The following is a 15,457-nucleotide window of genomic DNA, read 5'->3' on the forward strand; positions in this document are numbered from 1 at the left end:
CTGATGAGTACCGTGCCGATGTCCTACAACAATAATAAATTGACCCTCAGCGCCCCGTTAAGCGGGCCAGTACTGGCCCTCGGCGACGTTCCCGACGAAGTGTTCGCCAGCGGCGCCATCGGCGACGGCATTGCCATCGACCCGCTCAACGACTGCCTGCATGCGCCCTGTGACGGCGTGATCATCCACGTCGCCCGCACCGGGCATGCCCTGACGATTCGTGCCGAAAACGGCGCCGAGGTGTTGATGCATGTGGGCATCGACACCGTGGAGCTGAATGGCGAAGGGTTCGCGCTGCTGGTCAAGGACGGTGCACGGGTGAGCCAGGGGCAGGCGTTGATACAGTTTGATCTGGACCGCATTGCGCGGCAGTGCAGGAGCCTGGTCAGCCTGATTATCCTGACCAACGGCGAGCACTTTGAACTACGCTCGGTCGCGGGAAAATCCGTCAAGGTCGGTGAGCCGTTGCTGCAGATCGTGGCGCGCTCGGCAGCTGCGGTTGAAGCGCCTGTGGATAACGCCGCGAGCGAAAGCAGCGCCAGTGTGCGCATCACCCACCGGGGCGGTTTGCATGCGCGTCCGGCGGCGTTGATCCGCAAGGCGGCCCAGGGTTTCAGCAGCCAGGCGCAGCTGCATTTCGCCGGCAAATCGGCGCCGTGCGACAGCCTGATCGGGCTGTTGGGGCTGGGGATTGGTGAAGGCGATGAGGTGCGCGTCACCTGCCGCGGCAAGGATTCGGCGGCGGCGTTGCAGGCATTGGTCGCGGCGTTGTCAGTGGCGGTCGGCGAAGAACCTCACGCGCCGGTGACTATCACGCCGCGCCGCGCGAACCGCGAAGCCGGTGTATTGCAAGGCGTGTGCGCGGCCCCCGGTCTGGTGTGCGGGCCACTGGTGCGCCTGACCGGCATCGAACTGCCGCAGGACCCCGGCCAGCACTCCGCCGACGAACAGTTGCAACACTTGGACACGGCACTGGAACAGGTACGTAGCGAAATCCGCAGCACCCTCGACCACGCCCGCCAGCGCAAGAACGTCGACGAGGAAGACATCTTCGCCGCCCACCTGGCCCTGCTGGAAGACCCGACCTTACTCGACGCGGCCACCCGCGCCATCGAACACGGCAGCGCCGCCACCCACGCCTGGCGCGATGCGATCCAGGCCCAATGCGCGGTGTTGCTGAGCCTGGGCAAACCACTGTTTGCCGAGCGCGCCAATGACCTGCGCGACCTGCAACAACGTGTCTTGCGCGCCTTGCTGGGTGAAGCCTGGCATTTCGAACTGCCGCCCGGCGCCATTGTCAGCGCCCACGAACTGACCCCCTCGGACTTGTTGCAGTTGAGCGCACAACACGCCGTCGGCATCTGCATGGCCGAAGGCGGTGCGACGTCCCATGTGGCAATCCTCGCCCGAGGCAAAGGCCTGCCCTGCGTGGTCGCGCTGGGAGCCGAACTACTCGACGTGCCCCACGGCCAACGCGTGGTACTGGACGCTGCCAACGGCCGCCTGGAACTGGCCCCCAGTGCAGCGCGCCACGCCGAAGTGCACCAGCTGCGCGACGCGCAGACACTGCGCCGCCAACAGCAACAGGCCCAGGCCCGACAAGCGGCACGCACCACCGATGGCGTGAGCATCGAAGTCGCTGCCAACGTTGCCTCCAGCGCCGAGGCCCAATTGGCGTACGAAAACGGTGCTGATGGCGTCGGCCTGCTGCGCACCGAGTTCCTCTTTGTCGAGCGTCGCACCGCACCGGATGAGCTGGAGCAACGCCAGGCCTATCAAGCCGTGCTGGATGCCATGGGCGACAAGACGGTGATCATCCGCACCATCGATGTGGGCGGCGACAAGCAGCTCGACTACCTGCCGCTGCCGGTCGAAGCCAATCCGGTGTTGGGCTTGCGCGGCATCCGCATGGCCCAGGTGCGGCCCGAGCTGCTCGATCAGCAACTGCGCGCACTGCTGCAAGTCTCGCCGCTGGCGCGCTGCCGCATCCTGCTGCCGATGGTCAGCGAAGTGGATGAACTGCTGCAGATCCGCCAGCGCCTGGACGAACTCTGCGTAGAGCTCGGACTGACCCAACGCCCGGAACTCGGCGTGATGATCGAGGTGCCCGCCGCCGCGCTGCTGGCCGAGCAACTGGCCAAGCATGCGGACTTCCTGTCCATCGGCACCAATGACCTGTCCCAGTACACCCTGGCCATGGACCGCGACCATGCAGGCCTCGCCGCGCGGGTCGACGCGTTGCACCCGGCGTTGCTGCGGCTGATCGCCCAGACCTGCGCCGGCGCGGCCAGGCATGGGCGCTGGGTCGGCGTGTGCGGCGCCCTCGCCTGCGACCCGCTGGCCACGCCGGTACTGATCGGTCTGGGCGTCAGCGAGCTGTCGGTGAGCCCGCCGCAGATCGGTGAAATCAAGGACCGCGTCCGCCACCTGGACGCGGCGCAATGCCGGCAACTGAGCCAGGGCCTGCTCGACCTGAGCAGCGCCAAGGCGGTTCGCCAAGCCTGTCAACACCACTGGCCGCTGAGCTGACAACAACAAGAAAAAAGGAGACTCGCCATGTACCAACATTTCATCGAAGGCCTGCAACGCCTTGGCCGTGCGCTGATGCTGCCGATCGCGATCCTGCCCATCGCCGGCCTGCTGCTGCGCCTGGGCGACACCGACCTGTTGAACATCGCGGTGATGCACGATGCGGGGCAGGCGATTTTCGCCAACCTCGCGCTGATCTTCGCCATCGGCATTGCCGTGGGCTTTGCCCGCGACAACAACGGCACCGCCGGTCTGGCCGGGGCGATTGGTTACCTGGTGATGATCTCCACCCTCAAGGTGATGGACACCAGCATCAACATGGGCATGCTCGCCGGTATCGCCAGCGGCCTGATGGCCGGCGGGCTGTACAACCGCTTCAAGGACATCAAGCTGCCAGAGTACCTGGCGTTTTTTGGCGGGCGCCGGTTTGTGCCGATTGTCACCGGGTTCAGCGCGGTCGGGCTGGGGGTGATCTTTGGTTTGATCTGGCCGCCGATCCAGCATGGCATCAATAGTTTTGGCGTGTTGCTGATGGAGAGCGGCAGCCTGGGGGCGTTTGTGTTCGGCGTGTTCAACCGCCTGCTGATCGTTACCGGGCTGCACCATATTCTTAACAATATGGCGTGGTTTGTGTTCGGCAGTTTTACCGACCCCGCGACCGGCGCCGTGGTGACGGGCGACCTGACGCGCTACTTCGCCGGCGACCCCAAAGGCGGCCAATTCATGACCGGCATGTTCCCGGTGATGCTGTTCGGCCTGCCCGCGGCGTGCCTGGCGATGTACCGCAATGCATTACCGGAGCGCCGCAAGGTGATGGGCGGGATTTTCCTGTCGATGGCGCTGACCTCGTTTTTGACCGGGGTGACCGAGCCGATTGAATTTGCGTTCATGTTCCTCGCGCCGTTCCTGTACTTGATCCATGCGCTGTTGACCGGGCTGTCGATGGCGGTCACCAACATGTTGAATATCCACCTCGGGTTTACCTTCTCCGGTGGGTTTATCGACATGGTGCTGGGTTGGGGCAAGTCCACCAATGGCTGGTTGGTGTTCCCGGTAGGGTTGGCTTACGCGGCGATCTACTACAGCGTGTTCAACCACTGCATTCGTCGTTTCAACCTGAAGACACCGGGGCGTGAGGATGTCCAGGCGGTGCAGGCTGAAGTGATGACCGATAACCAGCGCGCCAGCGCCTATATCCGGGCGCTGGGCGGTGCCGCCAATTTGCTGAGCGTGGGTGCCTGTACCACACGTCTGCGCCTGGACATGGTCGATCGCAATAAAGCAGTGGATGCGGACTTGAAAGCATTGGGCGCCATGGCCGTTGTACGGCCGGGGAATGGCGGGAGTCTGCAGGTGGTGGTGGGGCCGATGGCCGATAGCATTGCCGATGAGATTCGGTTGGCGATGCCTGCGTTTGTTGCCAGTGCGCCGGTGACGGTTGTGCCTGTGGATAAACCGGTCGCGGTGAACGTGCAGGAGGCCGAGAAATGGCTGGATGCCTTGGGTGGCCGGGCGAATGTACGGCAGTTGGAAGCGGTGGCAATGACTCGATTGCGGGTGGAGCTGGGGGATGACTCGGTGCTGTCCGAGGCTGACCTGACTGCGCTGGGTTGCCAAGGCGTGAGCCAATTGGATAGTGGTGTTTGGCACTTGCTGATCGGCGACAAGGCGTCGGGGTTGGGTGAAGCGTTGGAACGGTTGGTCAGTGGTCGGCAGGTTGGGGCTGGTGCTTGATTGATCATTGCCTGAACAGGCCCCATCGCGGGCAAACCCGGCTCCCACATTTATGATCTGTGAATACATTCAAAATGTGGGAGCTGGCTTGCCTGCGATTGGCCTTAACTGGCGATTGGAGTGTTGAGACCAGGAATCTCATTCAAGTCCAACACCCGACCCACCATCAATTGGATACCTTCGAGCATCCGGTGAACTGCCAGTGCGATGTCTCGCTGGGCACCGTCGACTTCAAAAGCCAAATGGCCCATCAGCGCCTGCACTGACGCAAGGTCCTGGGAAGCATTGGCGAGCAGGGCTTCGGTGTTCAGATTGGGTAGTACAGTGAAGATTTGGTCGGACGGTGAATCACCAGCGTGGTGGGACTCGGTTTGAGATGAGATTGAACCGGTTAGCAAGTTGTCGCTGATCATCATTAAACTCCAGATGGAATAGGCTTCTGGTGATTTTTCAGGCTTGCAGTCCCGGTCGCTGAATTAGCAGCGACTGGCGAAAATTATTGAGGCGAGTTCCGAGGGACAACCTGAAAGGCTTGTCGGAAATATTCGCGAGCTGAAAAAATCGCAGACAATAAAAACCCGGCCTAAGCCGGGCTCTCTAATCGCAACGAACGTCTAGGCAGACGCCCCACGCTGCTCCGCTTCGTAATGACGAGTCTGAAAAGGCATCAGCGCTTGGACCTTCAAACCCAACCCCTCACTCAGTCCCCAGGACACCGCCAGTTCATCACGACGGCTGCGCAGTGCAACAACGCCCAAAGGCTTCACATCCTGTTTGGAAGCAGTCGCCGAAAACAGCTCGATAGCACGCATTGCTTCTAAAACTCGGCTATCCGTCACACACGAAAAACGTGTGAAGCGCTCCAGCAGATACCCCGCGCGACGAAGTTCCAGTTCGCAGGAGTGAGCATCTAGAAAGTTTTTCACTTCACCGACGAGATTCGCGTCCGAGTACCAGACAGCTTTTGCGGCACTCACCAGCGCATCGTCATCCGCCTGATTCAAAGGGCATTTGACCAGTGTGTCCAAGGCGGACGAGAGGACGGGACCATTAATAGGCTTCGCCATCTGCAGTCTCCAGATATTCGTGCAAGATATTGGTCAGAATAGATTTAGGCTGCTCTTTGTTGCCAACATACATATCAATCGCCTGCATTGCCAGCCGACGGAGCTCAGTGGTCACTATGAAGCCCGCCCGGAGCAACGCCATGATGTCACTCACGTCCTGCTCTGTAGCTCTACCCAACTTTGAGATCGCAATATCGACAGGTGCCGCGATATGCAGGTGCAACGCGGATTCAAGCGAAAAGTCTTCCAATGGGATGCTTCGCTCCCAATAGTCTTCGTGAAGCGGACCAAAACCGGTGTTGTATTGAAGGTCATAGTTCAGCTCCATGACACGGCCAGAGTGCTCATCGAAAAACTGTTCAGGAAACTCTGCCAGTAGGGTTTGAAGGCGCAGTGTGTTTCGACAATCCGAGGAATAAATCTCCGCATCCACATCCGTGGAAATACGATGGTGCGTATATAAGTGAACAGCGCAGCCGCCGAAAACAATCACCTTGACCGCACCCGGCTTGGCGCCTTCAAGCATCAATTCCTCTTCGATGGACTTGAACATCGCAACCAAAGCTCGTCCTAGTGAAGTACTTGTCTTGATGCGCGGAACGACGGTATCTGGAAATGCCATCATTGAATGTCAAACCCGTAAGCAATGTTACTGGACGGGCCTCGAATTCAGATCCCGATCACTGAACCGACAGCGACCGTAAAAGGCTATTGAGGCAGGTTCCGAGGGACAACCTGAAAGGCTTGTCGGAAAGGTCTGAGGTGCTAGGGCAGGCGCCATCGCGGGCAAGCCCGCTCCCACATGTTGATGTGGGAATACAGTCGAATGTGAGAGCGGGCTTGCCTGCGATGAGGCCCTAGCAGACAACAAAAAACCCGCTGACCAAACTGGCCCGGCGGGTTCGTTGTTTTTGCAGCATGCGAATCAGAAATCCGCCAACTGCCACACTTCATACGCGGGTGTCTCGTACGGGTGGCTGAGTTTCAAAGCAGCCACAACAGCCGCGATCAACTCATCCGCCACCACCAGCTCAACCTTCCATTCGTCAACCACTTCAACCTGGCCCACTTGCCCGATAAACGGCTGGCTGCCGTCCATCGCACGGAATTGGCCCCGGCCCAGCACTTGCCAGGCGCAGCTGTCGTAGCTGCCGATGCGCCCACCGCCAGCTGCGAAGACGGCGGTCTTCACCGTCTCCACATGACTGTCGGGCACAAAGAAGGCGAGCTTGTACACCGTCTTAGTTCACCCACACGCGAGCGTTGCGGAACATGCGCATCCAGGCGCCATCTTCGTTCCACTCTTCCGGGCGCCACGAGTTCTGCACGGCGCGGAATACCCGCTCCGGGTGCGGCATCATGATGGTGACGCGACCGTCGCGGCTGGTAAGGCCGGTGATCCCGCGCGGCGAGCCGTTCGGGTTGGCCGGGTAGGTCTCGGTGACCTTGCCGTGGTTGTCGACGAAACGCATGGCCACGCAACCGGACAGGTCGGCTTCCAGCAACGCTTCTTCGCTTTCGAACTCGGCATGGCCTTCACCGTGGGCGATGGCGATCGGCATGCGCGAACCGGCCATGCCTTGCAGGAAGATCGAGTTGGACTCCTGCACCTGCACCATGGCGACACGGGCTTCGAACTGCTCGGAACGGTTGCGCACAAAGTGCGGCCAGAACTCGCTGCCCGGGATCAGTTCGCTGAGGTTGGACATCATCTGGCAACCGTTGCACACGCCCAGGGTGAAGCTGTCGTTGCGCTCGAAGAAGCCCTGGAACGCATCGCGCGCACGGCTGTTGAACAGGGCCGACTTGGCCCAGCCTTCACCGGCACCCAGCACGTCGCCGTAGGAGAAACCGCCACAGGCTACCAGGCCTTTGAACTCGTTGAGGTCAACGCGACCGGCGAGGATGTCGCTCATGTGCACGTCGATCGCATTGAAGCCGGCACGATCGAACGCAGCCGCCATTTCCACCTGGCCGTTGACGCCCTGCTCACGCAGTACCGCCACTTGTGGGCGGATGCCTTTCTTGATGTAAGGCGCGGCGATGTCCTGGTTGACGTCGAAGCTGAGCTTGGTGCTCAGGCCCGGGTTGTCTTCTTCCAGGATCACGTCGAATTCCTGCTCGGCGCACTCCACGTTGTCGCGCAGACGCTGGATCTGGTAGCTGGTCTCGGCCCACTGGCGTTGCAGCAGACGGCGCTGGCCTTCAAATACGGTGTCGCCATTGAAGACGATGTCGATCTGGCCGTTGTTGATCGGCTGACCAATCACGGCTACGCAATCACCCAGGCCAGCGGCGCTGAATTGTGCGAGTACGTCCGGGGTGGCGTCCTGGCGAACCTGGATCACCGCGCCCAGTTCTTCGTTGAACAGGATGCCGTTGATCTCGGACTTATCCTCGGCAACGCTGTCGAGCACGATGTTCAGGCCGCAGTGACCGGCGAAGGCCATTTCGACGACGCTGGTCAGCAAACCGCCGTCGGAACGGTCATGGTAAGCCAGCAGGTGGCCGTCGGCGTTCAGGCCCTGGATCACCGCGAAGAAGGCCTTGAGGTCTTCGGCGTCATCGACGTCCGGCGCCTGCTTGCCCAGCTTGCCATGGGTTTGCGCGAGGATCGACGCGCCCATGCGGTTCTGGCCACGGCCCAGGTCGATCAGGATCAGGTCGGTGGTGCCCTTGTCCATGCGCAGTTGCGGGGTCAGGGTCTGACGGATGTCGGTGACGGGCGCGAAACCCGTCACGATCAGCGACAGCGGCGAGGTGACGCTCTTGTCGGTGCCGTCTTCGTTCCAACGGGTGGCCATGGACATGGAGTCCTTGCCCACCGGAATGGTGATACCCAGCTCAGGGCACAGCTCCATGCCGACGGCTTTGACGGTGTCGTACAGGCGCGCGTCTTCACCCGGGTGACCGGCAGCGGACATCCAATTGGCCGACAGTTTGATGTCAGACAATTTACCGATGCGCGACGCGGCGATGTTGGTGAGGGTCTCACCGATGGCCATGCGGCCCGACGCCGGGGCGTCCAGCAAGGCCAGCGGCGTGCGCTCGCCCATGGCCATGGCTTCACCTGTGTAGACGTCGAAGCTGGTGGCGGTGACGGCAACGTCAGCCACCGGGACCTGCCACGGACCGACCATCTGGTCACGGGCAACCAGGCCGGTGATGGTGCGGTCGCCGATGGTGATCAGGAAGCTTTTGCTCGCCACGGCCGGGTGGTGCAGCACGCGTTCGATGCTGTCGGACAGATCCAGCGTGCTTGGGTCGAAATCGTCGCCCAGTTCGGTTTCACGTACGGCCGAACGGTGCATGCGCGGGGCTTTGCCCAGCAGCACTTCCAGCGGCATGTCCACCGGGCTGTTGCCGAAGTGGCTGTCGGTGACCGTCAGTTGCGGTTCGGCAGTCGCTTCGCCGACCACGGCGAACGGGCAACGCTCGCGTTCGCAGATGGCCTGGAAGCGCGCGAAGTCTTCTGCGCCAACAGCCAGCACGTAGCGTTCCTGGGATTCGTTGCTCCAGATTTCGTGCGGGGCCATGCCCGGCTCGTCGTTTGGAATGTTGCGCAGTTCGAAACGGCCACCACGGTCGCCATCGTTGACCAGCTCCGGGAAGGCGTTGGACAAGCCGCCGGCGCCGACGTCGTGGATGAAGCTGATCGGGTTCTTGTCACCCAACTGCCAGCAACGGTCGATGACTTCCTGGCAGCGGCGTTCCATCTCTGGGTTTTCGCGCTGTACGGAAGCGAAGTCCAGGTCTGCCGAGCTGGTGCCGGTGGCCATGGAGGAAGCTGCGCCGCCGCCCAGGCCGATCAACATTGCCGGGCCGCCGAGCACGATCAGCTTGGAGCCGACCAGGATCTCGCCTTTCTTGACGTGTTCTTCACGGATGTTGCCCATGCCGCCAGCCAACATGATCGGCTTGTGGTAGCCGCGCACTTCATCGCCACGCGGGGTGGTGATGGACTGCTCGAACGTACGGAAGTAACCGGTCAGCGCCGGACGGCCGAATTCGTTATTGAACGCAGCGCCGCCCAGCGGGCCTTCGATCATGATGTCCAGCGCGGTGACGATGCGCTCAGGCTTGCCGTACGGCACTTCCCACGGTTGTTCGAAGCCCGGGATCTGCAGGTTGGACACGGTGAAACCGGTCAGGCCTGCCTTTGGCTTGGCGCCACGGCCGGTTGCACCTTCGTCGCGGATCTCGCCGCCGGAGCCGGTGGCTGCGCCCGGGAACGGGGCAATCGCGGTCGGGTGGTTGTGGGTCTCGACCTTCATCAGGATGTGCACCGGCTCCTGCACCGCGCCGTACTGGCGGGTCTCGGGGTCCGGGAAGAAGCGGCCGGCGACGGAGCCGACGATGACCGAGGCGTTGTCCTTGTAAGCCGACAGAACGCCTTCGCTGTGCATCACGTAGGTGTTCTTGATCATGCCGAACAGGCTTTTTTCCTGGCTCTCGCCGTCGATGTCCCAACTGGCGTTGAAGATCTTGTGACGGCAGTGCTCGGAGTTGGCCTGGGCGAACATCATCAGTTCGATGTCGTGCGGGTTGCGCTTCAAGCCGTTGAAGGCGTTGACCAGGTAGTCGATCTCGTCGTCGGCCAGGGCCAGGCCGAGTTCGGTGTTGGCCTTCTCGAGGGCGGCGCGACCACCACCGAGCACGTCAATCGCGGTCAGCGGCTTGGGTTCGGCGTGGCTGAACAGACCGGCGGCCTGTTCCAGCTGGCCGACGATGATCTGGGTCATGCGGTCGTGCAGGCTGCTGGCGATCAGCTCGGCTTCGGCGTCGCTGAACTGGCCGGCGACATAGAAGGCAATACCACGCTCCAGGCGCTGGATTTTTTCCAGGCCGCAGTTGCGGGCGATGTCGCTGGCCTTGCTCGACCAAGGCGAGATGGTGCCGAACCGTGGCAGAACCAGGAACAAGCGGCCAGTCGGCTCTTGAACGGGAACGCTTGGGCCGTACTTCAGAAGGCGTGCCAGCACTTGCTGTTCGTCGGCGGTCAATACGCCGGTGGTTTCGGCGAAGTGAGCAAATTCAGCGTACAGGCCTGTAACAGCTGGAACCTTCTGGCTCAGTTGCTCAAGGAGTTTGCTGTGGCGAAAGGCAGAAAGGGCAGGAGCGCCGCGCAGGATCAACATCTTCGGGACAGCCTCGGGAAGGGGGTGTGCTTTGAGGCCGTGCATTCTAGCGTAAACCATCGCCAACGGCACCCGAAACGGCACCGCTGGCCGCTGCCGAACGTCAGTTGGCATGGTTTGCACGCTATCGGGGCATTATCCAGGGCATTCGGCGCAGTTATTTTAACCGTCACAATCACCCGCCAACCCGCATTTCTGCGGGCTGCAGCACGCTTTTTCGGCACCTAGCAGACAAGTCCCGCGCTGTCGAGATATGGCGCCGTGGGCCGTTTGCGTATACTGCGCAGATGTTCTCCCCTACTGCTTTGCGCCCGCGGTGCGCCAAATGGCTCATCGCAACCGGACTCTTCCTGATGCTCAGCGCCTGTGTTGATAAACCCAGCACGCTCGAGCGAATCAAGGAGGATGGCGTATTGCGGGTGATTACCCGGAACAGCCCGGCGACCTATTTCCAGGACCGCAACGGCGAAACCGGTTTCGAATACGAACTGGTCAAGCGTTTTGCCGATGACCTGGGCGTCAAGTTGCAGATCGAGACCGCCGACAACCTCGATGACCTGTTCGGCCAGTTGGGCAAGACCAACGGCCCGGTATTGGCCGCCGCCGGCCTGGTCAGCAGCGAGCAGCGCCAGCAGCAGGTGCGCTTCTCCCACCCTTATCTTGAAGTGACCCCGCAGATCATCTACCGCAACGGCCAGTCCCGCCCGACGAATGCGGCGGACCTTGTGGGCAAGAAGATCATGGTGCTCAAGGGCAGCACCCACGCCGAACAACTGGCGGCGCTTAAACAGCAGAACCCTGCAATCGAATATGAAGAATCCGACGCCGTTGAGGTGGTCGACCTGCTACGCATGGTGGACGAAGGGCAAATCGACCTGACCCTGGTGGACTCCAACGAAGTGGCGATGAACCAAGTCTACTTCCCCAACGTACGCGTGGCGTTCGACCTCGGCAACGCCAGCAACCAGAGCTGGGCCGTGGCCGCCGGTGAAGACAACAGCCTGCTCAACGAGATCAACAGTTACCTGGACAAGGTCGAGAAGAACGGCACTCTGCAACGGCTCAAAGACCGCTACTACGGGCACGTTGATGTACTCGGTTATGTCGGCGCCTATACCTTCGCCCAGCACTTGCAGCAGCGCTTGCCCAAATACGAGAAACACTTCCGGGCCTATGCCAAGGAAGAAAAGGTCGACTGGCGTTTATTGGCGGCTATCGGCTATCAGGAATCGCTGTGGCAACCAGCGGTCACCTCCAAGACCGGCGTGCGCGGCCTGATGATGCTGACCCAGAACACCGCCCAGGCCATGGGCGTGTCCAACCGCCTGGACCCCAAGCAAAGCATCATGGGCGGCGCCAAGTACCTGGCCAAGATCAAGGATGAACTGGACGACAGCATCGCCGAGCCGGACCGTACGTGGTTCGCCCTCGCTGCCTACAACGTCGGCACCGGTCACCTGGAAGATGCGCGCACCCTGGCCAAGCGCGAAGGCCTGAACCCGAACAAGTGGCTGGACGTCAAGAAGATGCTGCCGCGCCTGTCGCAGAAGCAGTGGTACAGCAAGACCCGCTACGGTTATGCCCGGGGTGGCGAGCCGGTGCACTTTGTGGCGAACATCCGGCGCTATTACGACATCCTGACCTGGGTGACCCAGCCGCAGCTGGAGGGCAACCAGGTGGTCGAAGGCAACCTGCATGTGCCGGGCGTGAACAAGACCAAGCCGCCGGAAGACAACCCCCAACTGTAAGCACGCACTCTCCCAGACACCACAAACCAATGTGGGAGCGGGCTTGCCCGCGAAAGCGGTGGTTCAGCCAACACCTCTACCAACAGTGCCGCCGCCTTCGCAGCCTCGCTAAAGCTCGGCAGCTCCCACAGGGGATTGGCGGTGTGAGGGGGATCTCCAGCCGAGCGCTGACAGCCCAGCAACACCAATCACCTGTGGGAGCGGGCTTGCCCGCGAAAGCGGTGGGTCAGTCGGCACATGTAGAGACTGACACGGCGCATTCGCGGGCAAGCCCGCTCCCACATTTGAATCTCCATCTGGTTCAGAGGCCGGTGAGCAGGTGAACCACGCCCCCCGTCAGCACCATCACCGCTGGCACACCCGCCGCCTTCAACGCCGCGGCATCCAGCCTCGCCATATCCAACAACTGCACCCTCACCCGCGTCAGTGCCACCCGCTGCTGCGACTTGAGGTTGTCCGCCCCACCCAACGCATTCAGCACTTCGGCTGACAACACCCCAGGCGCGGCGACCGTCTCGGCAATCAAATCCGGAGTCAACGCCTTCCAGAACGCCCGCTGCAATTTCTCGAACATGTTCAAAGCTCCACGACAGGTGAGGTTTCAACGGTGGCCGCGTGGTACAGGCGCAACGCCTCACGCACTTGGGCGGCTTCTTCCAGGCCCAGCACCTGACGGGCGATGATCTGGCAGTCGGCCAGGTCCAGCTCGCGCACGGTGGCCTTGATGGTCGGGATCAACGGTACGCTGACCGACAACTCATCCACCCCCAGCCCGAGCAACACCGGCACCGCCAGTGCTTCGGAGGCCAACGCCCCACACACGCCGACCCACTTGCCATGGGCATGGGCCGCCTTGACGGTAGTGGCGATCAAGCGCAGCACCGCCGGGTGGAAGCTGTCGGCCTGGCTGGCCAGGCGCGGGTGGTCGCGGTCCATGGCCAGGGTGTATTGGGTCAGGTCATTGGTGCCGATGGAGAAGAAATCCACATGGGGCGCAAACACATCGGCCATCAGCGCGGCGGACGGCACTTCGATCATGATGCCAAGTTTCGGCAGTTCAGAGAGCCCGAGCGCCAGCGCTTCCTCCTGAAGAATCGTGCGGGCCTGGTGCAGCTCCGACAGCAGGCTGACCATCGGCAACATGATGTGCAGGCGCGCAAAACCGGCGCTGGCGAGGATTGCACGGAACTGCTCGCGCAGCAGCTGCGGGCGCTCCAGGCACAGGCGAATGCCGCGCAAGCCGAGGAACGGGTTGGTCTCGGCGTCCATCGGCACGTAGGCCAATGGTTTGTCGCCGCCGACGTCCAGGGTACGCACCACCAGATTGCGCTCGGTGCCCAGGGCACGGGCGATGGCGGTGTAGGTGCCCGCCTGTTCTTCCGGGCTGGGCGCGCGATTGCGGTCCAGGTAGAGGAACTCGGAACGCAGCAGGCCAACCCCCTCGCCGCCCAGGGTCAACGACTGCTCGACTTCTTGCAACGAGGCGACGTTGGCAGTGACTTCAACGTGATGCCCATCGCGAGTAGTGGCAGCTAATCCAGCCTGCGCCACTTCGCGCTGGCGACGCAGTACTTGCTGTTGGCGCGCGGCCTCCAGCTGTTCGATTTCAGCCAGGTTCGGCTCCAGGTGCAGCTCACCTTTGTCGGCATCCAGCAGCACCTGCTTGCCATTGGCCAACGCCAGCACTTGCAGCGGCACACCACACATCGCCGGCAGGCCGAGGGCACGGGCGAGGATCGCGACGTGACTGGTGGCGCCGCCGCCGACGGTGACAAACCCCAGCACCTTGCGCGTGTCGAGGCTGGCGGTTTGCGAGGGCGTCAGCTGTTCGGCGATCAGGATCGCGCGCTCGGGCAAGTCCCAGGCGCTGTCTTGAATGCCGAGGATCAACTTGAGCACGCGTTGGCCAACGTCGGCCAAGTCCGCTGCACGTTCGGCGATCAGCGCATTGCCCAGGCCCTGGAACAACTGGACGGTGGCGAGCGTGGCGCTGTTCCAGGCAAACGCGGCGCTCTTGCCTTGCGCCAGCAGGTCGTGGGCTTGCTCAAGCAATGTCGGGTCTTCGAGCAACTCTTGGTGAGCACGGAAAATCTCCGCCTGGGCGCTACCGGCGGCCTTGTCTTGCAACGCTTGCAGCGCTGCGTTGGCGGCCCGCAGGCCACGCTGCAATGCGGCGCGTTCGGCCGCTTCACCAGCGCCCTGCTCGGTGATGCTCAACTCGGGCTCAGCCACCTGAACCACCTGGCCAAACGCCGAGCCCGGCGACGCGCACACGCCACGCAATAGTGTCGACGATGACACCGGCGCAATCACTTCGGCCGCTGCCGCGACCGTCTCGCCGCAACCGTCAGCCAACAGCGCCACCAATGCCTTGATCGCCGCGTCGGCATCCTCGCCCGCGGCGCTCACTTGCAAGGTGTCGCCGTACACGGTTTGCAGCGCCATGATCGCCACCAGCGACTTGGCGTTGGCGCTCTGGGTTTGCTTGTGCAGGTAGATGCTCGCCTTGAAGCCCTTGGCCGCCTGGGCCAGCACCGCCGCCGGGCGCGCATGCAGGCCGTTGGCGTTGGGCAGCGTCAGCGGTTTGGAGAACAGCGCATCGCCCTCCTCCTCATCCACTGCGTCAACCGGCGCGGCTGGGGATAACTGCAACAGCGGCTGGCCCATCTCGACCGAGCCGTTCGCCAGCAAGGTGAACGGCTCACCGCTGACCACCAGCATCAAGGTCAGCAGGCTGCGGGCATTGAGCGCCACATAATCGGCATCGAATTCGATCAGCGCCTGCCCGGCCTCCACGCGCTGGCCTTCCTGCACCAAGCGGGTGAAACCTTTGCCTGCGAGGTTCACGGTGTCCAGGCCGATATGCATCAGCACCTGCACGCCGTGGTCATCGGTGATGCTGACCGCATGCCCACTGTCCTGGATATTGCTGATCACCCCGGCCAACGGTGCGCAGAGGGTCTGCGAGGTCGGGTCGATGCACAGGCCATCGCCGATCAGGCGGCTGGAGAAGACCGGGTCGGGCACCGAGTCCAGTGCCAGCAGCACGCCGGACAGCGGTGCCAGCAGTTCCAGGGGTTGAGTTGTGGTCATGACTTCACCTGTTGTTTTGTTCTGTAAAAATCATCGGTTGGATACAAATCCCTGGGGCGGCGGAGATCAACATGTGGGAGCGGGCTTGCTCGCGAATGCAGTGTGTCAGTCACCGAATACATAGCTGATACACCGCATTCGCGAGCAA

At 62.2% G+C, this 15,457-nt stretch carries 10 protein-coding genes; 3 read left to right on the forward strand and 7 right to left on the reverse strand.

Annotated features, from left to right (window positions below; genetic code table 11):
• Positions 1-18: 18 nt before the first annotated feature.
• On the forward strand, positions 19-2,529 hold the full coding sequence (ptsP, locus tag AC3ISR_RS23035) for a phosphoenolpyruvate--protein phosphotransferase (protein WP_463984125.1): 2,511 nt from the start codon (positions 19-21) through the stop codon (positions 2,527-2,529).
• Positions 2,530-2,556: 27 nt separating this feature from the next.
• Positions 2,557-4,263 (forward strand): N-acetylglucosamine-specific PTS transporter subunit IIBC, encoded by a 1,707-nt coding sequence (gene nagE, locus AC3ISR_RS23040; RefSeq protein WP_463984126.1) that lies wholly within the window; start codon positions 2,557-2,559, stop codon positions 4,261-4,263.
• A 104-nt stretch (positions 4,264-4,367) separates the two neighbouring features.
• Here the strand turns inward: nagE and AC3ISR_RS23045 are convergent, their stop codons facing one another.
• From AC3ISR_RS23045 to purL, 5 genes are all read right to left on the reverse strand, one after another.
• Positions 4,368-4,676, reverse strand: coding sequence for a DUF6124 family protein (locus AC3ISR_RS23045; protein WP_463984127.1), 309 nt, complete (start codon positions 4,674-4,676; stop codon positions 4,368-4,370).
• Positions 4,677-4,877: 201 nt separating this feature from the next.
• Positions 4,878-5,330 carry a hypothetical protein gene (locus AC3ISR_RS23050; RefSeq protein ID WP_463984128.1) on the reverse strand — a complete coding sequence of 151 codons (453 nt, stop codon included), beginning with the start codon at positions 5,328-5,330 and terminating at the stop codon, positions 4,878-4,880.
• Entirely contained in the window at positions 5,314-5,883 is a 570-nt protein-coding gene (locus AC3ISR_RS23055; protein ID WP_463984129.1) for a DUF6036 family nucleotidyltransferase, read from the reverse strand. The genes AC3ISR_RS23050 and AC3ISR_RS23055 overlap by 17 nt, the downstream gene beginning before the upstream one ends.
• Before the next feature lie 372 nt (positions 5,884-6,255).
• Positions 6,256-6,567, reverse strand: a complete 312-nt coding sequence (locus tag AC3ISR_RS23060; protein ID WP_192299541.1) for a YqfO family protein — start codon at positions 6,565-6,567, stop codon at positions 6,256-6,258.
• Positions 6,568-6,571: 4 nt separating this feature from the next.
• Positions 6,572-10,468 carry a phosphoribosylformylglycinamidine synthase gene (gene purL, locus AC3ISR_RS23065; RefSeq protein ID WP_192299542.1) on the reverse strand — a complete coding sequence of 1,299 codons (3,897 nt, stop codon included), beginning with the start codon at positions 10,466-10,468 and terminating at the stop codon, positions 6,572-6,574.
• Between the two features lie 287 nt (positions 10,469-10,755).
• Here purL and mltF point away from each other — a divergent pair, with 287 nt between their 5' ends.
• A complete protein-coding gene (mltF, locus tag AC3ISR_RS23070; RefSeq protein ID WP_192299543.1) occupies positions 10,756-12,216 on the forward strand; it encodes a membrane-bound lytic murein transglycosylase MltF in 1,461 nt (486 codons plus the stop codon).
• A 301-nt stretch (positions 12,217-12,517) separates the two neighbouring features.
• Here mltF and AC3ISR_RS23075 read toward each other — a convergent pair whose 3' ends face one another.
• Together AC3ISR_RS23075 and ptsP (AC3ISR_RS23080) are read right to left on the reverse strand one after the other, a co-directional pair.
• A complete protein-coding gene (locus AC3ISR_RS23075) occupies positions 12,518-12,790 on the reverse strand; it encodes a PTS sugar transporter subunit IIB (RefSeq protein WP_192299544.1) in 273 nt (90 codons plus the stop codon).
• A 2-nt stretch (positions 12,791-12,792) separates the two neighbouring features.
• Complete coding sequence (gene ptsP, locus AC3ISR_RS23080) at positions 12,793-15,309, reverse strand: phosphoenolpyruvate--protein phosphotransferase (RefSeq protein WP_463984130.1); 2,517 nt, start codon at positions 15,307-15,309, stop codon at positions 12,793-12,795.
• Positions 15,310-15,457 lie beyond the last annotated feature (148 nt).

This window comes from Pseudomonas sp. GL_117, assembly GCF_057835125.1.